Source organism: Saccharopolyspora soli, from assembly GCF_022678645.1.
GTDB classification, from domain to species: domain Bacteria; phylum Actinomycetota; class Actinomycetes; order Mycobacteriales; family Pseudonocardiaceae; genus Saccharopolyspora; species Saccharopolyspora soli.
Genome location: NZ_JALBWV010000099.1, coordinates 1 through 22,202 on the forward strand (window position 1 = coordinate 1; position 22,202 = coordinate 22,202).

The 22,202-nt window shown below is 67.3% G+C and carries 23 protein-coding genes and 2 pseudogenes; 6 read left to right on the forward strand and 19 right to left on the reverse strand.

Annotation, left to right across the window (positions count from 1 at the left end):
- Positions 1 to 103: 103 nt before the first annotated feature.
- The 13 genes from MOQ72_RS40765 to MOQ72_RS40825 all read right to left on the reverse strand — a co-directional run bounded on the left by MOQ72_RS40765 (position 104) and on the right by MOQ72_RS40825 (position 10,219).
- Positions 104 to 472, reverse strand: coding sequence for a YbaB/EbfC family nucleoid-associated protein (locus MOQ72_RS40765; RefSeq protein WP_242191344.1), 369 nt, complete (start codon positions 470 to 472; stop codon positions 104 to 106).
- A gap of 9 nt (positions 473 to 481) precedes the next feature.
- The gene (locus tag MOQ72_RS40770) at positions 482 to 1,009 is read right to left on the reverse strand and encodes a WXG100 family type VII secretion target (RefSeq protein WP_242191345.1); all 528 of its coding nucleotides are present in this window, start codon (positions 1,007 to 1,009) and stop codon (positions 482 to 484) included.
- 176 nt (positions 1,010 to 1,185) lie between these two features.
- Positions 1,186 to 1,566: a hypothetical protein gene (locus MOQ72_RS40775; RefSeq protein WP_242191346.1), complete on the reverse strand. Its 381-nt coding sequence runs from the start codon at positions 1,564 to 1,566 to the stop codon at positions 1,186 to 1,188.
- Between the two features lie 570 nt (positions 1,567 to 2,136).
- Entirely contained in the window at positions 2,137 to 3,333 is a 1,197-nt protein-coding gene (locus MOQ72_RS40780) for an NAD(P)/FAD-dependent oxidoreductase (RefSeq protein WP_242191347.1), read from the reverse strand.
- Positions 3,330 to 3,530, reverse strand: a complete 201-nt coding sequence (locus tag MOQ72_RS40785) for a ferredoxin (RefSeq protein ID WP_242191348.1) — start codon at positions 3,528 to 3,530, stop codon at positions 3,330 to 3,332. The genes MOQ72_RS40780 and MOQ72_RS40785 overlap by 4 nt, the downstream gene beginning before the upstream one ends.
- Positions 3,531 to 3,541: 11 nt before the next feature.
- On the reverse strand, positions 3,542 to 4,486 hold the full coding sequence (locus tag MOQ72_RS40790) for an ABC transporter substrate-binding protein (RefSeq protein WP_242191349.1): 945 nt from the start codon (positions 4,484 to 4,486) through the stop codon (positions 3,542 to 3,544).
- Entirely contained in the window at positions 4,483 to 5,343 is an 861-nt protein-coding gene (locus MOQ72_RS40795; protein WP_242191350.1) for an ABC transporter ATP-binding protein, read from the reverse strand. Before MOQ72_RS40795 ends, MOQ72_RS40790 begins: the two co-directional genes overlap by 4 nt.
- On the reverse strand, positions 5,340 to 6,134 hold the full coding sequence (locus tag MOQ72_RS40800; RefSeq protein WP_242191351.1) for an ABC transporter permease: 795 nt from the start codon (positions 6,132 to 6,134) through the stop codon (positions 5,340 to 5,342). Before MOQ72_RS40800 ends, MOQ72_RS40795 begins: the two co-directional genes overlap by 4 nt.
- 136 nt (positions 6,135 to 6,270) lie before the next feature.
- Positions 6,271 to 7,104 (reverse strand): ABC transporter permease, encoded by an 834-nt coding sequence (locus tag MOQ72_RS40805; protein WP_242191352.1) that lies wholly within the window; start codon positions 7,102 to 7,104, stop codon positions 6,271 to 6,273.
- Positions 7,104 to 7,283: a hypothetical protein gene (locus MOQ72_RS40810; protein WP_242191353.1), complete on the reverse strand. Its 180-nt coding sequence runs from the start codon at positions 7,281 to 7,283 to the stop codon at positions 7,104 to 7,106. Before MOQ72_RS40810 ends, MOQ72_RS40805 begins: the two co-directional genes overlap by 1 nt.
- 226 nt (positions 7,284 to 7,509) lie before the next feature.
- The gene (locus tag MOQ72_RS40815) at positions 7,510 to 8,001 is read right to left on the reverse strand and encodes an aromatic-ring-hydroxylating dioxygenase subunit beta (protein ID WP_242191354.1); all 492 of its coding nucleotides are present in this window, start codon (positions 7,999 to 8,001) and stop codon (positions 7,510 to 7,512) included.
- A complete protein-coding gene (locus tag MOQ72_RS40820; protein WP_242191355.1) occupies positions 7,998 to 9,287 on the reverse strand; it encodes a Rieske 2Fe-2S domain-containing protein in 1,290 nt (429 codons plus the stop codon). Before MOQ72_RS40820 ends, MOQ72_RS40815 begins: the two co-directional genes overlap by 4 nt.
- 140 nt (positions 9,288 to 9,427) lie before the next feature.
- A complete protein-coding gene (locus MOQ72_RS40825) occupies positions 9,428 to 10,219 on the reverse strand; it encodes an IclR family transcriptional regulator domain-containing protein (protein ID WP_242191356.1) in 792 nt (263 codons plus the stop codon).
- A gap of 302 nt (positions 10,220 to 10,521) precedes the next feature.
- Here MOQ72_RS40825 and MOQ72_RS40830 point away from each other — a divergent pair, with 302 nt between their 5' ends.
- Together MOQ72_RS40830 and MOQ72_RS40835 are read left to right on the forward strand one after the other, a co-directional pair.
- On the forward strand, positions 10,522 to 11,112 hold the full coding sequence (locus tag MOQ72_RS40830; protein ID WP_242191357.1) for an APC family permease: 591 nt from the start codon (positions 10,522 to 10,524) through the stop codon (positions 11,110 to 11,112).
- 48 nt (positions 11,113 to 11,160) lie between these two features.
- Positions 11,161 to 12,792, forward strand: coding sequence for a flavin monoamine oxidase family protein (locus MOQ72_RS40835; protein WP_242191358.1), 1,632 nt, complete (start codon positions 11,161 to 11,163; stop codon positions 12,790 to 12,792).
- Between the two features lie 51 nt (positions 12,793 to 12,843).
- Here the strand turns inward: MOQ72_RS40835 and MOQ72_RS40840 are convergent, their stop codons facing one another.
- Positions 12,844 to 14,742, reverse strand: a complete 1,899-nt coding sequence (locus tag MOQ72_RS40840) for an alkyl/aryl-sulfatase (protein ID WP_242191359.1) — start codon at positions 14,740 to 14,742, stop codon at positions 12,844 to 12,846.
- A 209-nt stretch (positions 14,743 to 14,951) separates the two neighbouring features.
- Between MOQ72_RS40840 and MOQ72_RS40845 the strand changes: the two genes are divergently transcribed.
- Complete coding sequence (locus tag MOQ72_RS40845) at positions 14,952 to 15,569, forward strand: nuclear transport factor 2 family protein (RefSeq protein WP_242191360.1); 618 nt, start codon at positions 14,952 to 14,954, stop codon at positions 15,567 to 15,569.
- Positions 15,570 to 15,589: 20 nt separating this feature from the next.
- Here MOQ72_RS40845 and MOQ72_RS40850 read toward each other — a convergent pair.
- The 4 genes and pseudogenes from MOQ72_RS40850 to MOQ72_RS40865 form a co-directional block, all read right to left on the reverse strand.
- Positions 15,590 to 15,931 (reverse strand): annotated as a pseudogene (locus MOQ72_RS40850) (helix-turn-helix domain-containing protein); the annotation flags it as partial.
- Positions 15,932 to 15,979: 48 nt separating this feature from the next.
- Positions 15,980 to 16,075: pseudogene (locus MOQ72_RS45460) on the reverse strand (hypothetical protein); the annotation flags it as partial.
- Positions 16,076 to 16,454: 379 nt separating this feature from the next.
- Complete coding sequence (locus MOQ72_RS40860; protein WP_242191361.1) at positions 16,455 to 17,546, reverse strand: MalY/PatB family protein; 1,092 nt, start codon at positions 17,544 to 17,546, stop codon at positions 16,455 to 16,457.
- A 146-nt stretch (positions 17,547 to 17,692) separates the two neighbouring features.
- A complete protein-coding gene (locus MOQ72_RS40865; protein ID WP_242191362.1) occupies positions 17,693 to 18,157 on the reverse strand; it encodes a mycothiol transferase in 465 nt (154 codons plus the stop codon).
- A 333-nt stretch (positions 18,158 to 18,490) separates the two neighbouring features.
- Between MOQ72_RS40865 and MOQ72_RS40870 the strand changes: the two genes are divergently transcribed.
- The 3 genes from MOQ72_RS40870 (at position 18,491) to MOQ72_RS45470 (ending at position 20,367) form a co-directional block, all read left to right on the forward strand.
- Positions 18,491 to 19,066: a CGNR zinc finger domain-containing protein gene (locus MOQ72_RS40870; protein ID WP_242191363.1), complete on the forward strand. Its 576-nt coding sequence runs from the start codon at positions 18,491 to 18,493 to the stop codon at positions 19,064 to 19,066.
- A gap of 215 nt (positions 19,067 to 19,281) precedes the next feature.
- Positions 19,282 to 19,692, forward strand: coding sequence for an FAD-binding oxidoreductase (locus MOQ72_RS45465; RefSeq protein ID WP_242191364.1), 411 nt, complete (start codon positions 19,282 to 19,284; stop codon positions 19,690 to 19,692).
- Between the two features lie 138 nt (positions 19,693 to 19,830).
- Entirely contained in the window at positions 19,831 to 20,367 is a 537-nt protein-coding gene (locus tag MOQ72_RS45470; RefSeq protein ID WP_242191365.1) for a BBE domain-containing protein, read from the forward strand.
- Between the two features lie 193 nt (positions 20,368 to 20,560).
- Here MOQ72_RS45470 and MOQ72_RS45475 read toward each other — a convergent pair whose 3' ends face one another.
- Positions 20,561 to 21,778, reverse strand: coding sequence for an acyl-CoA dehydrogenase family protein (locus MOQ72_RS45475; protein WP_242191366.1), 1,218 nt, complete (start codon positions 21,776 to 21,778; stop codon positions 20,561 to 20,563).
- Between the last annotated feature and the right edge of the window lie 424 nt (positions 21,779 to 22,202).

Genomic DNA, 22,202 nt, shown 5'->3' on the forward strand with positions numbered 1-22,202 from the left:
AATCCGGTGGTCAACGCCACCGTGGTCTTGACGTTGTCCGTTAGCTTGAACACGCAATGTCCTCTGCTCTCCGGGGCGGCTGCGCTGCGCCATGACAGCGAGCTCAGTAGCCAGATTCGAGAAAGCTTCGTGGTTCGTCGTAATAGTCGTCTACTTCATCGACAGAGGTAGCGCGAGCCTGAAGGGCTTCTTCAGCACCGTCAAAGTCCAGGTTCTCCGCGGCGCGGCGGGCTTTGGTATTTGCCGCCATGAACTCATCCGCAATGAGTTTTTCATCGCCATCGGCGAACATCCCCGGTGCAACGCGGACGCGCTCGACTCGCCCCAACGAATCTACCCAGACGGTGACAGCACCAGACGGGGACGTTCCCGAAAAATGACCGTCCAGCACGGCTTGCGGGTTTTGTCTTGCTTTTTCCAGGTTCCGCCTGAGCCGGTCCATGGATTCTTCAATTCTGAATTGCGCTTCCATCTCCACCTCCTAGTTGAACTTGAGAACACCAACCATGCCAGTGCATTGCTGGATCACCGCGTTGACCGCTTTTTGCCTACTCTCATTGCCCTTGATAATGGCACCAGTCAAGGCAACGGCACTGAAGATCGCCGCAAGGATTCCAGCGATGAGCGCGATCACCTTGCTGACGGTTGGCTCAGGAATAGCCACTGCGGCCCCTGCTACGCTGGCCAGCGTCGAAATAAGCGCACCGAACCCAGCAATGGTCGCAATCGTGTCCGAAAGCGTCTGCTCAAGCTCGGACGCTAGAACATTCAGGGCCTTCGACATTTCTTCGGCCGGTTCGAGAACCTTGTCGATCGCTTTGCGCAAAGACTCCAACTGCTCACTGAATGCAACGAAATCCTCACCTTCCCATCCTTCAGCTATGTACGTCTTCGTATCGTTGATCATCTGCACGGATTGCTTGGCAGCATTCTTAAGGCTTCCCACATCGTCCCCACCCCAGGACTTGCTGGCGACGTCCCTGATTTTGTCGATATCAATTTCCCGCACAGTTAGAAGCTGCCCGGTAATCGGATTTATCCCCCGCCCAGGACCAGGTTCTTTGGGAATAAGGAGGCAGAGCGCGTCAAAGTCCCTTGTTACCTGCCAGAAGTCGCTTGAAACGTGATCAAGGGGATTTCTCATTGATTATCACTCCGTGATTCCAGAATGAATGACAAACTGTTTCAGGGAGGCTCTTCGCCCAGTTCGCCCATGATTCGATTGAAGTCTCGGATAGCGCGCTCTTCTCTGGCCAAGTACTCGTCGGCCGATTTCCTGACGTTGACCGCAATCTCCTCCGCCTTGTCGCTCGCAGCCTTGACAAATTCGTCCACAGTGCCAAGCGCGTCCCGATAAGGACCTCGAATCTGGGCGGCAATCGCCATGTGCATCGCATCGAGAGGATCTACTATCGCTTGTCCTTCGGCTGGCTGGGGTACAGCATCTTCGAGCGCCGCATCTGATTGGAAGTCTTTACCATCGAGCCCGATGACGGACACCACCGCATGGAGCTTCCTCGATGCGGCTTCCATAACCTCGTACTTGTTTCCGATGGAGTCGCTCATCTATTCACTTCCTCGCCGAGGGCAACCGGTATGCCGTGCTAAACTCAACCGAGGTATATCCCAGAGGGCATCCAACGCTATACGGACGACTGTGCTTGAGTGTCCGAAATTGGATGAGATCACTCGTTTGGCCCCGTCGCAGGTCAGTTGTCTCGATCACGCCGCTCGAAGTCGGGGGGCGATACGTTCCTTGACGCTCGCCGCATTACCCACGGAGTCGCAGCCTTGCTCGGCCAGCCGGACGAGGCCAGCAAGGTGTTCCTAGTAGTCGAAACTGCCCGACTCCGCCGTCCGAGTGATATCCCTACTGGAAGAGGTACCGGTGGCGGCGGCGCAATTCGACGACGTGTATGTGATTCCGGCCTGCGGTTGCGGACCGCCAACGTCGCGTCGCCGGTCTTGTAATCGACCGGCGGACGATCAGGAGACTCTTGCGCGACATGCGCGGCCGAATCTCGCCGTCACGACCGTCGAGCAGATCCAACTTCGGACTCGCACCAGCACATCGCGGGCCGCCAAGACACTGGTGACTCACGACACTGGCGGTATCTCGACAGTCCCGCCGGTCCTTTACCCCGAGGCAGTGGGCTCTTCGACCGATGCGGGTCCACCGGCGAGCATTCGCCGGTACGGCACCAGTTCGCGCACCGCGTTGCACGCGACCGCGCCGGTCACCCTGCCACCTCGGCGGTAGGCGGCGACGAAACTTCCCTGCTCGGGTGAGCCGTGCACCACTCGCATCTCGCAGCCGGGCAGGCAGCGGCCGACGAGTTGGATCTTGAGGTCGTACTGGTCGGTCCAGAAGTACGGCAGGTGCAGGTACGGCCGGGGCTTGCCGAGGATGCCGAACGCGACTTGGCGCGCTTGCTCGACAGCATTCGTCCAGTGCTGCACGCGGTCCTCGCCCCACGCTCCGTTGGGCCAGCGTGCGACGTCGCCAGCCGCGTACACGCCGAGTTCGGCGTCAACGGCGCAGTGCTCGTCGCAGACCAGCCCGTCACGCACCGGTAGTCCCGAGCCGACCAGCCAGCCGGTGTTCGGGGTCGCGCCGATGCCGAGCACCACGACGTCGGCAGGTACCACCGCCCCGTCGGCGAGCACGACGCCCTCCACCCGCCGCGTGCCGCGGAAGCCGGTCACCACGACACCGGTTCGCACCACCACGCCATTTTCGCGGTGCACGGCGGCGAAAACCGAGCCGAGCTCCGTCCCTAGGGCCCCGGCCAGCGGTTCCTGCTCGGCGACGAGCCAGGTCACCTCCAGCTCGCGCGCCCGCGCGCTGGCCGCCACCTCGGCGCCGATGAAACCGCCGCCGACCACCACCACCCGCGGGCGGTCGCGCAGCTCCGCTCTGAGGCGCAGGCAGTCGTCGAGCGAGCGCAGCAAGTGGACCCCGGCGGGCGGTCGATCGGTGAGCGGTCTCGCCGCCGACCCGGTCGCAACCACCAGCGCGTCGAAGCCGAGCCGCTCACCACCGGCGAGCAGCACCTCCCGCCGCTCGGGGTCGATGCCCGTCGCGGGATCGCCGAGCCGCAGTTCGACCTCAAGGTCGCGGTAGTGGTCCTCGGACTGGAAGCGCACCTGCCGCTCATCCCAGTCCCTGGTGAGCATCTGCTTCGACAGCGGTGGCCGGTCGTACGGCAGGTGGGGTTCGGCGCCGACCACGCTGATCCGCCCCTGGAAACCCTCGGCGCGCAGCGCTTCGGCGGTCCGCGTCCCGGCCAGCGACGCGCCGACGACGACCACCCGCTCCGGTGCCGTGCTCACATCTCCTCAAGCCAGATCGCGCGCCGCGGGCAGTTGCGCACCGCCTCCTCCACCTCGGCGCGGCGGCTTTCGTCGGGCTGCTCGTCCAGCACTCGCACCACGTTGTCGTCGTCGAGGTCGAAGACCTCCGGCGCCACGATCACACAGCTGGCGAACCCTTCGCACTTGGCGAAATCCGCGACCACCTGCACGTTCATCACTCCTTGCTTCACTTCGCCACGAAGTCGTCGAACCGCACCCGTGCCGACAGGCCGCCGTAGGCGATGGCGACGTCGAGCGGCGGCTGCATGCTCTGCTCGTTGAGCTCCTTCTCCCACACCGCGCGCTTCATGTTCATGGCCACGTCGGCCGGGATGCCGGAGAAGTCGGCGAGGATCTTCGCGGTCTCGGCCTGGTGGCTGTTCGAGTACTCCGCTGCCCGCGCGAGCGCCGCCCGGAACTTGGCGAGCGCATCCCGGTGCGCCTCGGCCCAGCTGGCAGAGGCGAAGAAGGTGCTGATGGAGAAGTTGTCCCCGATCGCGTCGTAGGCGTTGCCGAGCAGGCGCACCTGCCCCTCCTGCTGGGCCCGCGACAGGTCCGGCTCGCCGATCAGCGCCGCGTCGACCCGGTCCGCCTGCAACGCGGCGCCCATCTGGGAGAACGGCAGCTCGATGAACTTCAGGGTGCTGGCGTCCCCGCCGTTCTTGTCGACCCACGCCTGCGTGGCGAATTGGGTGACGTTCTTGAGCGCGTTGACGGCCACGGTCCGGCCGTTTAGATCCTTCGCCGACTGGATCGGCGAATCCGTCGCCACCATGAGCGCCGACGTCGGGGCCGACGCCGTGTAGATCGCGCCCTGGCTGACGACGCGCACCGGGACGCCGTTCTGGTACGCGCTGGCGATCGAGCCCACGCTGGAGCACCCGATAGCGATCGACCCACCCACCACACCGGACGAGATCGCCGAACCGCTGGAGATCGACTTCACATCCACGGTGAGTCCAGCGTCGGTGAAGAATCCCTTGTGCTGCGCGGTGAGCACGGTCGAGCAGGAGTCGGTCGGCAGGATGCCGATCGTCAGCGCACCGGCCGAGGACGTCTCTCCCCAACCGCAGGCCGCGAGGACCGAGGAAAGGCAGCACAGCAGCGCTGTCAGCACACGGCGGCGCGTCATGGGCGCTCCTCCTCGGCCCCGCTGGAGTTCTTCGCGGGTCGGCGCATGATGTCCTCGTGGATCACCAGCCGCAGATCGCCGAACTCGGGGAGCCGCCGGGTGCTCAGCTGGTCGCGGGGGCGGGGCAGGTCGATCGCCACCTCGCGGACCACTTTGGACGGTGGTGGGCCGAGCACGAAGACCCGGTCGGAGAGGTACACGGCTTCGTCGATGTCGTGCGTCACCAGGATCACCGTGATGCCGAAGCGCTGGCGCAACCGCAGGACGAGGTCCTCCAACTCCTCGCGCACCAGCGCATCCACCGACGCGAACGGCTCGTCGAGCAGCAGGATCTCCGAGCGGAACGCGATGGCGCGGGCCAGGGCGACCCGCTGCTGCATCCCGCCCGAGAGCTGCCACGGGTATTTGGGGCCAGCGGCTGCGAGACCGACCGCCTCAAGGGCTTCGGTGACCCGTGCCTTGCGCTCGGCGCGGTCCACCGTCGCCCGCGTCTGCTTGCTGGCCTTCAGCGGCATCTCGACGTTGTCGAAGACGGTGAGCCACGGGTAGAGCGAACGGCTGTAGTCCTGGAAGACCAGCACCATCTCGCGCGGTGGGCCGTCGATCTCGGCGCCGTCCAGCGCCACCCGACCCGAGGTCGGCCGCAGCAGCCCGGAAATGCACTTCATCAGGGTCGTCTTGCCGCAGCCGGATGGCCCGACCAGGGAGACGAACTCGCCGCGCCGCACGTTGAGCGTGATGTCGTCGACCGCGACGGGGCCGTCCCCGTACCGCTTGTGCAGACCGTCGACGACGAGTATCGGATCGGCGGCCGGGTCCGAGTGCGGCTCCGCCTGCTCGGCCACGCTGCCTGTCATACGACTCCCGCCTTCTCGTCGAACCGCCTGCCGAGCAACCGACGCTCGACAGCGATGAACAACCGGTTGAGCAGCAGACCCAAGATGCCGAGCAGGACGATTCCCGCGTACATCTCCGGGATCTCGTAGGTCCGCTGCGCGGTGAGGATGAAATAACCGAGACCGTTGGTGCTCGCGGTCAACTCGGAGACGATCATCATGATCAGCGCGAGGCCGAGGCCGATGCGCATGCCCGCGAAGATCTGCGGCAACGCCGATGGCAACACGACCCGCCAGGTCACCTGCCAGCGTCCGAGCCCGAAGTTCGCGGCGGTGTCCAACTGCTCGGCCGGTACCCCGCGCGCGCCGTCCGCGCTGTTGAGCAGGATCGGCCACACCGCGCCGAACACGATGACCAGCACCTGCATGCTCGGGTTGACGCCCAGCACCAGCAGCGCGATGGGCACGATGGCCGGTGGCGGAATCGCCCGCAGGAACTGCAGGAACGGGTTGATGGTCCGCTCGACGCGGCGGGCCCGCCCGAGCAGCAGGCCCAGCGCCGCGCCCAGCACGCAGGCGATGAGGTAGCCGACGAGCATCCGCCACAGGCTCGGCAGCAGCTGCTCCTGGATCGCCGACGAAGTCCACGTCCGCCAGAACGTCACCGCGATGCTGCCGACTGCGGGGAAGAACGCGGAACCCGCCATCCTGGCGAGCAGTTCGTACAGTCCGATGGCGGCGGCCAGCACGATCACGCCCGGCACGGCGGCGGCCACGCGGCGACCGACCCCGCCCTTCGAGGAGTTGCTCATGACTGGTCCGCCTCCCCGCGATTTGCAGTGGTGGTCGCGTCCAGCGCAATCTCCCGTTGGGTGGTTTCTGGTGGCTGGCTTGCGTCACGGTCCCCTGGGGTGCGGTTGAGGAGGACTGAGGTTGACACCGGGCTACTCATGCCGACACCCGCTCCCGGTAGCTCTGGTCCCAGAACAGCGCGCGTCGCTCCACCGCGATGAACAGGCCGTTGAGCAGGTAACCGAGGATCCCGGTGAGGGCGATGCCCGCGTACATGTCCGCGAGCCTGCTGGTCTGCTCCGCCTGGGCGATGAAGTAGCCGAGACCGTTGGTCCCGGCCACGAGCTCGGCGGTGACCGTGAGGATCAGCGCGATCGACGAGCTGATCCGCAGCCCCGTGGTCACGCTCGGCAGCGCCGAGCGCAACACCACGCTGCGGATGATCCGCGACCGGGGGATGCCGAAGTTGCGGGCGGTGTCGATGCCCAACTGCTCGACCCCGCGCACGCCGTAGTAGGTGTTGTAGAGGATTGGCCAGATGGCTGCGTAGGTCACGACGGAGAACCGCATCAGCCCGGCGAGGCCGAGCAGGAGGATCGCCATCGGGATCAACGCGACCGCCGGAACCGGCCGCAGCAGCTCGATGAGCAGCCGGGTCGCGTTGTCGAAACGGCGCGACAGTCCCTTGGCGCACCCCAGCGCGGTGCCCAGCACGGCGGCCAGGGCCAGCCCGGCCGCGTAGACGCTCAGGGTCATCCAGAGGTCGTACATGATCGCGCCGGAGAACAGGCTCGACGCCAACGCGCGGGCCATGTCCGACGGCGTCGGCAGGAACCCGGCCAGCGCACCCGCCCGGACCAGGATTTCCAGCAGGACCGTCACTGCGACGCAGCAGGCGAGCCCCGGCAGGTTCAGCCAGCGCGGCGGTGCTTTCTTCCGCTTCGCCGTGGCGGACCGCCGGGCGGCGCTGCCCAGCTTCAACTCCACCATCAGGCTGGCCTCACGAATTGTGCGAAGTCGTCATGGGACATTCTGGTCAGGCTCTCCACCTCAAGCAGGTCCAGCAGGACCTCGCGCTGCGTCTCGGCATCGCGGACCTGCAACCGCGGGCCGTTGGCGCTGTCGTTGAGCAGGACCTCGACGGTGGCGAACTCATTTCTCAGGATCATGAAGCGGCGGCTTTCTGCGATGAGTGGCGACTGGGGCTTTTTGTAAGCGGCGTAGCCGCTTGCGGTGTGGGACTCAACTGGCACCGCCGCGGGTTCTCAGGGGCTTTCTCGCGAGGACAGCCCCGACGTGGTGAATTGGCATTCATGATGTCGGGGATCCCACAGCGAGAAAGCCTCTGAGGTTCCGCTACCCGCACCGCTACGCAAACCACTACTGAAACAGTCTCTAGATCATGAACGTCAGGTTGAAGATGTGGGCTTCTCGGTTGACCAGCAGCGCTTTCTTGCTGCGGATGGCCCACCGCGCCCCGCCGGGGACGAGGACGTGCTCGTACTCCCCCGCGAACGCGCGCTGCTCTCCCTTGCGCACTTCGAAGATCGCGAAGTTGGACCGAACGGTGAGGTGGTCGTCGCCGCGCTCGGTGATCCGGACGTTCGTGATCAGCCTCCGGGTGGCCGACGGCGGGATCTGCGCGTGCGCGGGTCCCTCCGTGAGGCGCCAGACCCGTTCGACCATCCGCTCCCGGTCGTCGTAGATCAGGGACGTGTGCCGCTGGGGGTCGGTGTCGGTGTAGCGGGCCGGAACCCAGTACGTGGCGTCGTCGGTGAACAGTTCGAGCCACTCCGCCAACCGGAAGCTGTCGAGCAGTTCGGCCTCGGCGTAGAGGAAGTCCTCGACGTCGGTGCGGGAGATGCCAACCGCAGTGCTCGCCGTCATGCCTGGCCTCCCGTCTCGGCCATCAGCCGACGCCACTCGCGGAACAGGCCGCGCTGGGGGGTCTCGTCACTGGGCGCGCCACGCCGACCGCCGCCGTCGAGCACTTCCTCCTCCTGCAAACCCCTGGTGAGGATCAGCCAGGGATCGCCCGCCTCGGCGGCGACGCCCTCCTGGACGCACACGAACGCCTCGGCGTCGTCGGGTGAGATGAACGCGCCGGTGGCGAACGCCTCCTCGAACTCGCGCAGCCGTTCGGCGTTCAACTGCTCCGGAGCGTCGTCGAGCATCATCGGGTACATCGTGATGTTGGTCTTGTCGGTCGCGAGCGGCGTGATCACCCGGAGGTTCTGCAAGGTCAGGTGCAGGTTCGGGAAGATCATCAGGTTGAACTGGCCGAGCAGGCTGCGCAGGACCTCGGGCCCGTGCTCGGTTTCCAGCCGCGCCGCGTATTCGGGATACATCGTGCGGAATTCCTCGATGTCCGCCTCCCCCGGCCAGCGCGCGAGCAGCACGTGCCCGTTGGGGTGCGCTTCGCTGTAGCCGACGCTCTCGTCTCGGGAGGCCAGCCTGGCGTGCACGCGGTCGGGGCTGGCATTGCGGATGGCGAACCACGTCTCGTGCAACGTGGTCGCGTGGTAGCCGTCGACCCCGCCCTCGATCGCGTGCTTCCAGTTGGCCGGGTAGGTGTGCTTGTTGGCTCCGGCCGACAGGCGCAGCGTCTTCTCGAAGGCCGGATGCAGGAAGATCTCGTCCAGGTACTTCCGCGCGCCGCCCAGGTAGTCGGGCAGCGGCTCGACGTCGGGGTTGAGGCTGCCGAAGATGAGTCCTTTGTAGACGTCCACTTTGGGCACCGGGAGCAGGCCCAGCTGCGACTTGTCCAGCAGGTCGCCGTAGCGGCCCGCGCGGGGCACGCCGAGCAGTTCACCTGAGTTGCGGTAGGTCCAGCCGTGGAACGGGCAGCGGAAGAAGTTCGCGTTGCCGACCTCCTGTCTGCACACCACCGACGCGCGGTGGCGGCAGCGGTTGAACAGCACGTGGATCTCGCCCGCCGAGTCCCGCGCGACGATCACCGGCTGCTGTCCGATGTGGGCGGTCTTGTAGTCGCCGACGTTCTCGATCTCGGAGACGTGGCCGAGGTAGACCCACGTGCGGGAGAAGATCTTCCGCATCTCGGCCCGGAAGATGCGCTCGTCGCTGTACACGGACCCGTGGACCCGGTCCTCCTGCACGAGGTCCGCGACCGACAACACCTCGGGTTCCGCGAGCGAGCTCTCCGGTGCGCTCATGACCCTCCTTGCGAGCCGAACAAGCCTGAAGGTCGGTCTCCGCCGACTCCAATGTGTTCTCTATAAGAACATCTGTTTTCATAGAGAACACTAGGATGGCCAGTGGAGGCGCGTCAAGGGCGTGCCCTGCACGGCGCCGATCAGGCGGGCGGCACCCCCGCCTGGGCCGCCAGTTCCTGCTGGATCTCGTACGCGGCCGCCTGCAGCTGCGGGAGGAACTCGGTGCGCAGGCGCTTCGCGGACACGCGGGCGGGATGCGCCGAAATGTTGATCGAGGCCATCGACTCGCTCCGGGGGTCGTGCACGGCGACCGCGATCGAGCAGACGCCCTCCTCCAGTTCCTGGTCGACCACGGCGTAGCCCTGCTCGCGCACCCGGATGAGGATCTTGCGGAGCTGGTCCGGGTTGGTCACCGTGCGCGGCGTCAACTGCCGGAATTCGGTCATGTCCAGGGTGCGGTCCAGTTCGTCCTCGGGCAGGTGCGCGAGCAGCACTCGGCCGGTGGCCGTCGCGTACGCGGGCAGTCGCGAGCCCACCGCCACGGCGAGCCGCATGATCCGCTTCGTCTGGACACGCAGCAGGTAGGTGATGTCGGGCCCGTCGAGCACCGCCAGCGACGACGACTCGTTCACCGCGTCCGCGAGCTTCTTGATGTGCGGCTCCGCGACGGCCCAGACGGGCATCGAGGCGAGGTAGGCGTACCCGAGTTGGAGGATCCGCGGCAGGAGGCTGAACTTGCCGTCCTTCACCGACACGTAGCCGAGCAGTTCCAAGGTGAGCAGGATGCGTCTGGCCCCGGCGCGCGTAAGCCCGGTCCGGCGGGCGACGTCGGTCAGGGTCAGCGCCGACGCGTCCGCGGAGAACGTGCGAATCACCGACAGTGCCCGCTCGATGGACTGGATGAACTCGGGATCCTCTCGGCTGATCGGCATACCGTCAACTGTGGCACGTCGCCGCCGCGACCCCCGAACGAGTCCCAAGACGCCGAGTCTGAGCCGCTGCCGCGTCGTGCGCGGTTGTGGTCGCCATGACGACCATTACCACTCACGACCCCGAGGCAAGCCCCAATCCGCGCGCTCTCTGAATCCAGCGCTGCGCCGGGCCGACAGTGTGCCCACCCCGACAGTCAAGAACGGACACTTTGCCGCTTGCTCCGCTCGCGCGAACTGATGATCCTTCCAGAACCACGGACGCGAAATCCGTTGCCAAAATGGTTCGATGGAAGTGATTGCGCATGGCGAAGGCGGATTCGACTACGAAATCCGGAGCAAAGCCAGTAGATCGTCTGGAGTCGAACTCGGTCGGCCGGGAGGGCGTGGTGTGGCGGCGACTCGGCCGCACGCACCCGCGGCACGGTTCGCCGTTCGTGGCCTCGTTCGCCCAGACCGGCATCGCGATCGTGATCGTCGCGACCTTCAGCCTGCTCGGCCAGGACCCCTACCAGAGCCTGTACGTGCTCATGGCGATCTTCGGCACGATAGCGATCCTCGTGGTCCAAACGCTGTGCTCGTTCGCCGTGATCGCCTACTTCCGCAGCAAGGACCCGGCCGCGCGGCACTGGTTCCGCACCTTCACCGCCCCGCTGCTCGGCGGCATCGGCATGATCGCGGCGTTGTGGCTGCTGGTCGACAACGTCGGCGCGGCCGCCGGACAGCCCGCGGCCACCCCGTTCTTCCGCGCGATCCCGTGGCTGGTCGTCGCCCTGTTCCTGGCCGGGCTCGTCGGCGCCCTGCTGCTGCGCCGATTCCGCCCGGACACCTATCGCCTGCTGGGCCGGGTCGTGCTCGCCGACGCCCAGGAACGCGAGGTCGCGCCGCTGCCCTGACGCCAGAAGTCCGCCCCACACCGAGAAGTTCGCGAAGGAGAAGTCCGCATGGCGCGCTTCGCTGCACTGAGATTCCTGCGACAGATGGCCGCTGACCACGCCGCGGCCGAACGCACCGGGATGCCCGTCGACGAGTACCGAGAAGCGAAAGCGGCCCTGCATCGCCGCGAGCTGTCCCGCCGCGACGTCCTGCGACTGGTAGGAAGCGCGGCCGTGGTAGCCGGAGCCGCGACCGCATTTTCCCGTCCGGTGCCTGCTTTCGCCGGGACTCCGCCGAGCATCGCCGTGGTCGGCGCCGGACTCGCCGGACTCAACGCTGCCCTGACCCTGCACGACGCTGGGCTGTCCTGCACCGTCTACGAAGCCTCCGACCGGGTCGGCGGCCGGATGTTCAGCGAGCGCGGCTACTGGGACAACGGCCAGACCTCCGAGTGGGGCGGCGAACTCATCGACCGCGAGCACGACGCCGTTCTGCGGCTCTGCAAGCGTTTCGGACTGTCCCTCGTGGACGTTCTCAAGGCCGAACCGCGTGGCGGCGAGGAGGTGCTGCACTTCTTCGGCGGCTACTACCCCCGCAGCCAAGCCGACATCGACTTCAAGGCGGTGTGGCCGAAGCTCAAGGCGGACCTGGACGCGGCAGGCCCCACCACGGACTGGCAGACCCACACCCCCGCTGGAGTGGAGCTCAGCCGCATGAGCATCCACGAATGGATCGAGACCCGCGTTCCTGGCGGGCGCACCTCCCCGCTGGGGCAGTTCATCGACGTCGCCTACGTCGTCGAATACGGCGCCGACACAACCGAACAGAGCGCGCTCGACCTCGTGTACATGATGGGCTACCAGAAGAACCCGAACCGCTTCGAGGTCTGGGGCCAATCCGACGAACGCTTCCACATCGACGGCGGCAACCAGCAGTTGCCGGAAGCGATCGCGGATGCGCTGCCCAACGGCACCGTGCGGCACGGCTGCCAGCTGGTCGCGCTGGCGAGCAACAGCGACGGCACGCAGACACTCACCTTCGACGTCGACGGCAGCACCCGCGAAGTCCGCGCCGACCACACGGTGCTCGCCGTCCCGCTCGGCGTGCTGCAGCGGCTCGACCTGTCCGGCGCCGGATTCGACCAGCGCAAGACCGAGTCGATCAAGGCGATGCAGATGGGTGCGTGCACCAAGCTGAACATGCAGTTGTCCAGCCGCGTCTACCTCGGCGAGGGGCCGTGGCCGGGGATCTCCAGCGGCGAGTCCTTCACCGACAGCGGGTACCAACAGGTGTGGGACGCCACCCGCGGGCAACAAGGCCGCACCGGGATCCTCATCCAATACGGCGGCGGCACCCCAGCCGAGTCGCTGCGGCCCTCGGCGCCCTTCCTGACGGCCGAGGACAAGTACGTGCGCCTGACGGCCGAGCAGATGCTCGCCTCAGTGGACAAAGTACTGCCAGGTGCACGGGACGCCTGGATCGGCAAGGCCGCACTGTCCGCCTGGCACCTCAACCCCCTGTCCCACGGAGCGTACTGCTACTGGCCCACCGACTACTGCCACCGCTACTCCGGCTACGAAGCCGTCCGCCAAGGCAACATCCACTTCGCCGGAGAACACACCTCCATCGACTACCAGGGCTTCATGAACGGCGCCGCCGTCGAAGGACAACACGCCGCCGAAGAAATCCTCAACCCATGACAGGGGATCCTGAGCAAAAGCTGCCTGGTCGATGACGTCGGCGGATAGTCGTCAGGGGGTGACGATGGCGAAATCCGGGTCCGGTTGGCTGAGGTACCCGACGAGTTCCGCCAGCTTCCCGGCGTCGCCGACGACCTCGGCGCGGCCCTGTTCCACGAGCTCACCCGGTGCCGCGCCGCCGAGCAGGACGGCGCGCAGGTCGGCCTCGTCGATGGAGACCTCGACGTCAGGTTCTCCTGCTGCGGGCCCACGGCCGACGACGTGGGTGAGCACGCCGTTGCACAGCCGCATCGCGACCCGGTCACCACCGCGGACGCACCAGTGCACCGCGATGTCGGCGTTCCAGCTGCGCGGCCCGTCCACGCGAATGGCGAGCGCGTCGAAAAGCTGCTCCAGCGTCAGGGCGCTCAACATGTCGGGCGACGCGGTGACGGTGGGCGTGCCGACGGAGCCGTGCCGCAGCTCGTAGGCGCCCATCAGGTAGAAGTTGCGCCACGGCCCGTTCTCGCAGCCGTAGCCGAGCTGTTCCAGAGCGTCCGCCTGCAAGGCGCGCGCCTGCGCATGGTCGGGCTGCGCGAACAGCACGTGGTTGACGACCTGCACGACCCAGCGGAAGTCCCCATCGTCGAAGCAGGCGCGGGCCTGGCGGACGACCTCGTCGGCACCACCCATGAACGCCACGTACCGGCGCGCGGCTTCGACCGGCGGATGCTCCCACAAGTGGGCGGGATTGCCGTCGAACCAGCCCATGTACTTCTGGTACACGGCCTTGGTGTTGTGGCTGACCGAGCCGTAGTAACCGTGCGCGTGCCAGGCTTTTTCCAGCGTCGGGGGCAACTCGAATTGCTCGGCGATCTCCAACGGCGTCATGCCCTCGTTGAGCATGCGCACCGTCTGGTCGTGCAGGTACGCGTACAGGTCGCGCTGCTCGGACAGGAACGCCACCACTCGCTCGCGGCCCCAGGTCGGCCAGTGGTGGGAGGCGAAGGCGACGTCGGAGGTGGCGCCGAACAGGTCGATGGCCTCGGTGAGGTAGCGCGCCCACTCGTGCGGGTCGCGCACCTCCGCGCCGCGCAGGGTGAGGAGGTTGTGCAGGTTGTGGGTGGCGTTCTCCGCCATGCACAGGGCCGCGTGGTCGGGGAAGTGGATGTTGAGTTCCGCTGGCGCCTCGGTGCCGGGGGTCAGCTGGAAGACCATGCGGATGCCGTCGACGGTCTCCGTCTGCCCGGTACGCGTGACATCGACAGTGGGCGGGATGAGGCTGACGGTCCCGGTCGACGTCGTGGGACCCAGACCCGCGCCGATCTGGCCCTGCGGTCCCTTGACCAGTGCTGCCCCGTACATGTAGGCGGCGCGGCGGGCCATGGCCGTACCGGCATAGATGTTCTCTTTCACGGCGTGCGTCAGGAAGCCGTGCGGGGCGAGCACGGGGACACCGGCTGCGACCTCCTGCTCCGTGACGACACCACGTACGCCGCCGAAGTGGTCGGCATGGCTGTGGGTGTAGAGGACACCGGTGACGGGCCGGTCGCCGCGGTGGCCGCGGTACAGCGCAAGTGCCGCCGCGGCGGGCTCGGCGGACAGCAGCGGGTCGATGACGAGGATTCCTCGGTCGCCCTCGATCACGGTCATGTTGGACAGGTCGAAGCCGCGGACCTGGTAGATACCTTCGACGACCTCGAACAGGCCGTGTTCGGAACACAGTCGGCTCTGCCGCCACAGGCTGGGGTTGGCGGTGTCCGGGCACTCCTCGGCCAGGAAGCCGTACGCCTCCAGGTCCCAGACGACACCGCCGTCCGCGTCGCGGATCAGGGTCTCCGGCGCGGTGCCCAGGTAGCCGCGGCGAGCGTCGTCGAGGTCGCTGGTGTCGTCGAACGGGAACCGCGCGCGCACCGCTTCGTTGTTCGCCGCGATCCCAGGTTCCGCCGACCTGGGCTCGGAGTGGGACATCGCATTCTCCCTCGCAGCCGGATCCTGGAAACCGCCGTCGCACGGACGGGGCCAGTGTCACTGTCGCGCCCCCGTCCGATGCTCGCCAACGGATGCAACTCGGTTGCTGGAGCCGACGGAACGCGCGGCAGGCGACGCTGTTGGTAAGAAAGGGGATGTCGATTAGTTCACCGTGCGAAGGAACCCGGCGGACCGAAGGAGAAGCGATCGTGCCGACGCTGCTGGAGGACAAGCTCGCGATCCGCGAGCTCATCGAGAACTGGGCGCTGTGGCGTGATGCTGGGGATTGGCAGCGCTTCGCCACGGTGTGGCACCCCACCGACGGGTGGATGACCGCGACCTGGTTCCAGGGGCCAGCCGAGGACTTCATCGCAGTGAGCCGAGAAGGGTTCGAGCGCGGGGTCTCGATCCTGCACTTCTTGGGTGGGCACACGGCCGACATCGCCGGTGACCGAGCCATCGCCCAGACGAAGATGACGATCAACCAACGGGCCGAGGTCGACGGCGTAGCCGTGGACGTGGTGTGCACCGGCCGCTTCTACGACTTCTGCGCCCGGCACGACGGACGCTGGACGATCGTCCGCCGCCAACCGATCTACGAGAAGGACCGGCTCGACGTCGTCGACCCGAACACGACCCTGGAACTGGACCCGGAACTCCTCGCCAGGTTCCCCACCGGGTACCAGCACCTCGGCTACCTGCAGACCAAGGCGGGCTTCACCGTCAAGACCGGGCTTCCGGGACTCACCGGCAAGGCCGTCGAGCGCCTCTACGACGAGGGCACCAAGTGGCTAGCCGGGTCGGCCACGCCCGGAGACCCGCACTGAAGCGGACGCATGTCGGCGCGTCAGGTCGCCAGGCCGTGGCGGTAGGCGTAGACGACCGCTTGGACGCGGTCGCGGAGGTCGAGTTCGGTGACGATGCGTGACACGAAGGTCTTGACGGTTTCCTGGCTTATCAGCAGGGTTGCGGCGATTTCGCTGTTGGAGCGACCGTCGGCGATGAGCCGGAGGACCTCCAGTTCGCGGGGGGTCAGCGGGATGTCGTGAGCGGTGGCCTCGGCGGGCCGGATCCGGGCGGCGTACCTACCCACGAGTTGGCACGTCACCTCGGGGTCCAGCAGCGCCGCACCCGTCGCCACGGTCCGGATCCCGTGGAGCAGTTGGGTCGGTGGCGCGTCCTTGAGCAGGTCGAGCAGGTGCCGCAGGTCGGTGATGGCCCGTCGACCGGTGTCGGTCACGGCGGTCAGGGTCTGGTCGAGGCGATCGGGCGCGGCGGTCAAATATCGTGCCGCCTCGGCCTGCACGACCACCGCCGTCACGTGGTGGGCCACGACGTCGTGGAGCTCGCGCGCTATGCGCGTGCGTTGGCAGCGCGGGGTCCTCGGCGACGCGGCGGCGGCATTCAGCCTCGGCGGCGCGGGTGGAGCGCAGCCACGCCCCGATGCCCCACGCGAAGACCAACAGCAGGTAGAACGTCACGAACCCGTCCAGCCCCTCGGTCGAACCGAGCCGTTCGAGCGCGACCGCCAGCGCCACGTACGTCGCGGAGAGGAGGACCGCGGTGGCGCGCCGATGACGTTCCAGATGATCGCCCGCGCTCAGCAGCGCGATGGGCAGTGCGGTGCCGCCTGCCCGCCCGTAGCCCTGCTGCTGTCCGTCGAACTACTCAACCAAGCGCTCAAACGACACTCATCTACGACCCTCTCTGGATCACGATGCGGCCGGTGCCCACTGGTCCGGAGTCGGCCCCAGGGCCTTGACGACACCGTCGAGGATGTCGCTCAGGATGTCCTGGGACGTTGCGAAGTTGAGCCTCAGGTAGGGGGCGGCTCCGGGGCCGAACCGTTCCCCGCCATCGAGGAGCACACGGCCGGTGTCGCGCACGTGGGAGACGAGGTCGACGCCTTCCAGGCCCAGCCGCGTGGTGTCGAGCCAGGTCATGTAGGTCGCTTCAGGCAGGTGGTGGCGCAGCGCCGGCAGCCGTGTCTGCAAGGTCTTGTGGACCTGGTGGCGGTTGCCGTCCAGTACGGTCAGCAGATCCGTCTGCCATGCGTCGCCGTGTTGCCAGGCGGCCTGCGTGCCGACGACGCCGAGGACCGACACGGTGCCGTACAGGTCTGGCGGTTGCGCGTCCCGTAGCGCGAGGAGCCGGTCGGGGCCGTAATGCGTGACGGTGCAGCGCAGGCCCGCGAGGTTGAAGGCTTTGGTGGCTGAGGTGATGGTGACGGTTCGGGCTGCGGTGTCGGCGGAGAGGGACGCGAAGGGAATGTGCCGGTGGGGGGCGTGGGCGAGTTCGGAGTGGATCTCGTCGCTGATGACCAGCAGGTCGTGCCGCCGTGCGATGCCAGCGATCTCTTCCAGTTCCTCCCGGGTGAGCACCCGCCCGGTGGGGTTGTGCGGGTTGACCAGGAGCAGAACCTTGCACGCGTGCCGGGCGACGCCGTCGGCGAGGGCGCCGATATCCATGCGCCAGCCTTCGTCGGTGTCGACCGTGGGGACGGGGACCGTTCGCCGTCTCATCGTGTCGAGAGTGGCTAGGAACGGCGGGTAGTTGGGGATTTGCACGGCGATCGCGTCTGCCGGCGAGGTCGCCAGATGGAGCAGCAGTTGCAGGCACTGGATGAGATCGGTCTGCTCCCGCACTCGCGACGCGGCGGCCTCCCAGCCGTAGCGAGTGGCCATGCGGTGGGCGAACGTGCGGCGCAGCGGGCTGCCCTCGGACCAGTCGGGATAGCCCAGATCGGCACGGTCCACCGCCTCGCGCAGGGCCTCGGCGACGACCGGAGGGACGGGGTAGTCCATGTCCGCGACCCAGGCGGGCAGGACGTCAGCCTCTACGCCGTGCCACTTCACCCCGGTGCGGGCGCGCAGCCACCGACGGTCGAGGTCGTCGAATCCGGGGCGCCGAACACGTGCTGACCCTCGCGCCGGATCGGCGGATGGAGTGCTCACCGCGCTTCTCCCGCCAGGAGCAGGTCCCTGCTGATCTGTACCTGGCCGTGGTGTTGGGCCAGTTCTTCCAGGACGTGCAACTGCACGCCGACGCAGGTCAGATCACGATCCGGTCCCTCGAAGGAGCCGGGTGGCGTGTTGCGCGGGCTGCTGCTGCCGGAGGCGCCGAGGAGGTCGGCGCGCAGCCGCCCGAAGAGCAGGTCCAAGCTCTCCTTGAGGTCGGCGGCGGTCCCCCGTGAGGTGAACTCCGCGGGACGGTCGCGCTCCACGGCCCGCCCTGCGATCACGTGGCCGATCCAGTAGTCGGCCACGGCCATGCAGTGGCGGGTGATGGCGTACGGGCTGTTGGCGCCCGTCAAGGGCGGCGTCGTGCAGGCGCGTTCATCACCCAGTTCCTCCAGCGCGCCGATCATTCCGTCGAAGGCGCGCCGCAGGAAGTACAAGTACTCGTCGTGATCCATGGCAAGTCCCTGGATGGTCGCCGGAGCCCGAGCGGTTCCGACATCAGGAGCGTGGTCGCTCGTTGTCTGCAACGCCGGGAAGCCTAGGGAGCCATCCAGTGCCCCGTCAATGGGGTTACTTTTCAATGTTCGAGTAACACGCAGGATACCGGTCAGCCGACCACCGGCCGATGAGGCCTCACAAGTGACGGCTGCAGCCGACTAGCTATTATCCGTGCTGAAGGTCGTTCTCCATGCGTCAGATGGGGTGTGAGGCGGCCAGGTCAACACCCCCAAGGGGCTTCGCCACTCAGCAACGGAAAAAGGATCATCGTTACACTACAGTGGGGTTACGTGAGTAGTTTTGAGTTCGTCAGCGGGCGCCTGTGCTTGGACCTCGCAGGGACGCTGTTGTGGAGGCGCACCACCCGCAGTGAACTGTTGCGATCGCCCGATGACCTGCGCCGGTGGATCATGGACGCACAGTTGATCGAGGCGCCTGCCCTGATCGACGCCCGTGCACTGGAGCGCACACGTCGCCTGCGGGAGACGATCTACCGGCTCGCCACGTCCTGGCCCCCCGGCAGCGGCACCGGCGGCTCGGACGACATCGGGGACATGCTGGCCGAGGTGAACGATGCAGCCCGCCTCTCCCTTCCGAGGGTGCAGATCGACGAGACCGGACAGCTCAGCCGCACGGGGGGCATCGATGAGGTCCTGGGTGCCGCAGCCCGCGACCTTGTCGAGCTCCTGGGTTCCCCTCAGTTCTCCCGCCTGCGCGAGTGCAGGAACCCGGACTGCACGCGTCTCTTCGTCGACCTCTCCCACTCCGGCGCCCGCAGATGGTGCGGCATGGCGGGATGCGGCAACAGGCAGAAGGCCGAGCGCCACCGCCGCCGGAAGAAAGAGGCCATGCAGCGGAGTCGCTGATCCAGGCGCCCCCAGAAGGCCCGCCCTGTAAGGCAGCCTCCCGATTCGACACTCGTGCCGCTCGGCCGCCGACCTCGCCGACACCCTCAAGGAGCTCGCCACCGCAGTCGCCGGGCCGGTTCTGGTACCCGGCGATCCGGCCTACGAGGCCGAACTGGCTGGCGACAACCTCGCTGTCCGCCAAAACACCCGCGGTCGTCGTCGGTGTGACGTCGGTGGACGACGTCACCGCGGCGGTGAGGTTCGCCGCGGGCCACGGTATGCCGATCGCCGTTCAGGCCACGGGGCATGCTCCGATGCGACCGGCGGACGGCGCCTTGGTGATCAGCACCCATCGGATCCAGGACGTCCGGATTGACCCCCAGGCGCGGACGGCGCGCATCGGCGCCGGCGTACGCTGGAACAGCGTCGTTGAGGCTGCCGCCGCCCACGGATTGGCTCCGCTCAGCGGCGCGACGCCGTACGTCGGCGCCGTCGGTTACATCACGGGTGGCGGCATCGGCCTGCTCGCGCGTTCCCACGGATACGCCGCAGACCACGTCTCCCTCGAGATCGTCACCGCCCGGAACGACACGGACGGCTGGCCCGGACGAGAACACCGATCTCTTCTGGGCCGTCCGCGGTAGTAAGGGCAATTTCGGGGTCGTTACCTCGATCGAGATCGACCTGTTCCCAGTACGCACCCTCTACGGTGGCGGGATCTTCTTCCCCGGCGAGTCGGCGCGCGAGGTACTGACCGCGTACACCGCGACTGGACCGCAACCGTGCCCGACGCGATGACCTCGTCCATCGCGCTGCTCCGGCTCCCGCAGGACCCGGATCTCCCGCCGCCCCTGCGGGGCAGGTTCGTCGTCCACCTGCGAGTCGCCTACAACGGCCCCGCCGCAGAGGGGCAGCAGATCGTGGAACCGCTGCGCCAGGCGGCTCCCGTCGCGATCGACACCGTCGCGGAGATGCCGTTCTCGGCGGCGGGCAGCATCCACAACGATCCGCCCGGCCCCATCCCGTTCTGGGACACTTCGACACTCGTCACGGAGCTTTCGGCGGACGCCGTCTTCCTCGTCTACGCGTGCTCGATCGTTCCACCCGAGCTGGCAGCGGCAGCCGTCGCGGAGCACACCGCGTTGGAGTCTGCGCTGGGACCGTGGAAGACCGGGCACGTCCTGCTGAACTTCACCTCCAGCGACTCTCCCGAACGCGTCGCGACCGCCTTCAGCGCTCAGACGCACGTGCGCCTGCTCGAGTTGAAGGCTCGGTACGACCCGCACAACCTGTTCCGCTTCGCCGGACTGACCCGGTGAAGCGATCGCACTGAGGCGATCGACACGAGACCGACCTGCGGGTGACCTCTGCCGCCGAACACATGAACCGCTTTGGATGGGTTACAAGGTCCACCTCGCCGGGGCCTTCGACGCCCCTCCGATGCCGAAGCCGGTGTCCGACCAGCGCCGAACCTGATCTAGATGAGCAGCAGGATCAGAGTCGGCGTTGGCTTCAGACCAGGAGGCTCACCGTCTCTTCGACCCCGAGGATGCCCTTGCCGTAGACCTCGTGGGCCACCGCGGGATTCAAGCCGGCGTGGCGGGCGGCCGCGTTCGCATCGCGCCACATGCGCTGGAGCGGCCTGTCGTCGGCGAAGGCGCCCGCGCCGTGCGCTGACACGAGCGTGTCGAGGGCGGCGAGGATCTGCTGGGCGGCGTGCGCGGTCTGGGCCTTGATGCGTGCACGGTCGCCGTGCGGCAGCGGGCGCCCGGCCTGGGCCGCCGCGTCGACGTCGGCAGTAACCTCGTCGAGGTGCAATCGTGCCGTGCGCAGCCGTACCGCGGCTTGGCCGATCTGCGTTTGGAAGCCCACTGAGTCGGCCTGCCTGCGGTGCACTGTGAACGACAGGGGCTTGGCGCAGCCCTGCTCGGCCGTCCAGCGCAGGGCGGCGTCTCCGAGCCCCAGCAGTGGTCCCGCGAGGCAGACCGACAGCATGGGACCGAGTGCCGCACTGTAGAGGCCGCGCTTCGAGGCGGAGGCCGGACGGTTGCCCTCCGCGGCACGGGGCATCGACAGCACGCGGTGTTCGGGCACGAAGATGTCCTTGCCGCTGAGGGTGTTGCTGCCGGTTGCCCGCATGCCGACGTTGAACCACGTGTCCTCGATTACGAGTTCGCTGGTGGGGATGAGGGCCAGCACCTGATCGGTCACCTCTCCCGCGTCGTCGAGGAGCAGGACGCCCACCGCAGCCCAGGTGGCGTGCCAGGAGCCCGAGCAGTAGGGCCAGCGCCCGCTGACGGTCCACCCGTCGGCTGTGCGGTGGCCCGTTCCGGTGGGTGCCGCCGCGCCCGCCACCCTGGCATCGGGGTCGGCGCCGAAGACGTCTTCCTGAGCCTGGTCGGGGAAGAGGCACGCGAGCCAGTTGGTGACGGAGAGGATCATGGCGGTCCAGGCAGTGGATCCGTCCGCCTCGCCCAGCAGCGTGGACATGTCGACCAGGGCCCTGAGGTCCGCCTCCATGCCCCCGAAGCGCCGCGGTGTCAACAGGCGGAACGCGCCCGTCGAGGCAAGGGCTTCCACGACCTCGTCGGGCAGACGGCGATCGCTCTCACTTTGGTCGGCGTACTTGGCGATCAGCGGCTTCACGTCCGTCATCGCGGCGATCAACCGGCGTGCCGCCGTCTCGCGGTCGGTGCCGTGCTGGGTGGATCCCGCTACTTCGTGGTGCACGATGTCCTCTTCGATTGTCTTGGAAATTGGTTGTTCTGGGACTCGCCGTGCCGACCATCGGGACGGCGTTCCTGGTACACGCACCGAGGGGAGTCTCTCTGCGAGTTCACATCATCTCCTTGTGGTTCGGCTGGGTGGGACGTGGCCGTGCGACGACTCGGGGTCGCGCGGCGGAGCTGCGATCGGGGTCGGTGCCACGCGCGGCTAGTCGTGGTGGAACGCCTGTCGGCCGGATGATCTGTCAGCCGACAGATCATCCGGCCGCGCCGAGTGACGAACCGCCAGGGCGCGCAGGGGCCGAGGGTGCAATCCGCGCAGCTCAACTCGTATTTCAGCGGTCGTCGCCCGCCGATGGGATCTGCGTTCGTTCGAACGCGTTTCGGTGAGGCCACGGCCCTGCTGAACATGCTCGAGCTAGCTGCGG

Excerpts from the sequence above, each read along its gene's own strand:
- MOQ72_RS40825 (WP_242191356.1), bottom strand. The coding sequence starts at position 10,219 with ATGCCGATCAGCCGAGAGGATCCCGAGTTCATCCAGTCCATCGAGCGG.
- MOQ72_RS40795 (WP_242191350.1), bottom strand. The coding sequence starts at position 5,343 with ATGACAGGCAGCGTGGCCGAGCAGGCGGAGCCGCACTCGGACCCGGCC.
- MOQ72_RS40830 (WP_242191357.1), top strand. The coding sequence starts at position 10,522 with ATGGCGAAGGCGGATTCGACTACGAAATCCGGAGCAAAGCCAGTAGAT.
- MOQ72_RS40835 (WP_242191358.1), top strand. The coding sequence starts at position 11,161 with ATGGCGCGCTTCGCTGCACTGAGATTCCTGCGACAGATGGCCGCTGAC.
- MOQ72_RS40810 (WP_242191353.1), bottom strand. The coding sequence starts at position 7,283 with ATGATCCTGAGAAATGAGTTCGCCACCGTCGAGGTCCTGCTCAACGAC.
- MOQ72_RS40785 (WP_242191348.1), bottom strand. The coding sequence starts at position 3,530 with ATGAACGTGCAGGTGGTCGCGGATTTCGCCAAGTGCGAAGGGTTCGCC.
- MOQ72_RS40865 (WP_242191362.1), bottom strand. The coding sequence starts at position 18,157 with ATGGATCACGACGAGTACTTGTACTTCCTGCGGCGCGCCTTCGACGGA.
- MOQ72_RS40805 (WP_242191352.1), bottom strand. The coding sequence starts at position 7,104 with ATGGTGGAGTTGAAGCTGGGCAGCGCCGCCCGGCGGTCCGCCACGGCG.
- MOQ72_RS40775 (WP_242191346.1), bottom strand. The coding sequence starts at position 1,566 with ATGAGCGACTCCATCGGAAACAAGTACGAGGTTATGGAAGCCGCATCG.
- MOQ72_RS40815 (WP_242191354.1), bottom strand. The coding sequence starts at position 8,001 with ATGACGGCGAGCACTGCGGTTGGCATCTCCCGCACCGACGTCGAGGAC.
- MOQ72_RS40800 (WP_242191351.1), bottom strand. The coding sequence starts at position 6,134 with ATGAGCAACTCCTCGAAGGGCGGGGTCGGTCGCCGCGTGGCCGCCGCC.
- MOQ72_RS40790 (WP_242191349.1), bottom strand. The coding sequence starts at position 4,486 with ATGACGCGCCGCCGTGTGCTGACAGCGCTGCTGTGCTGCCTTTCCTCG.
- MOQ72_RS40840 (WP_242191359.1), bottom strand. The coding sequence starts at position 14,742 with ATGTCCCACTCCGAGCCCAGGTCGGCGGAACCTGGGATCGCGGCGAAC.
- MOQ72_RS40765 (WP_242191344.1), bottom strand. The coding sequence starts at position 472 with ATGGAAGCGCAATTCAGAATTGAAGAATCCATGGACCGGCTCAGGCGG.
- MOQ72_RS40820 (WP_242191355.1), bottom strand. The coding sequence starts at position 9,287 with ATGAGCGCACCGGAGAGCTCGCTCGCGGAACCCGAGGTGTTGTCGGTC.
- MOQ72_RS40860 (WP_242191361.1), bottom strand. The coding sequence starts at position 17,546 with ATGGACTACCCCGTCCCTCCGGTCGTCGCCGAGGCCCTGCGCGAGGCG.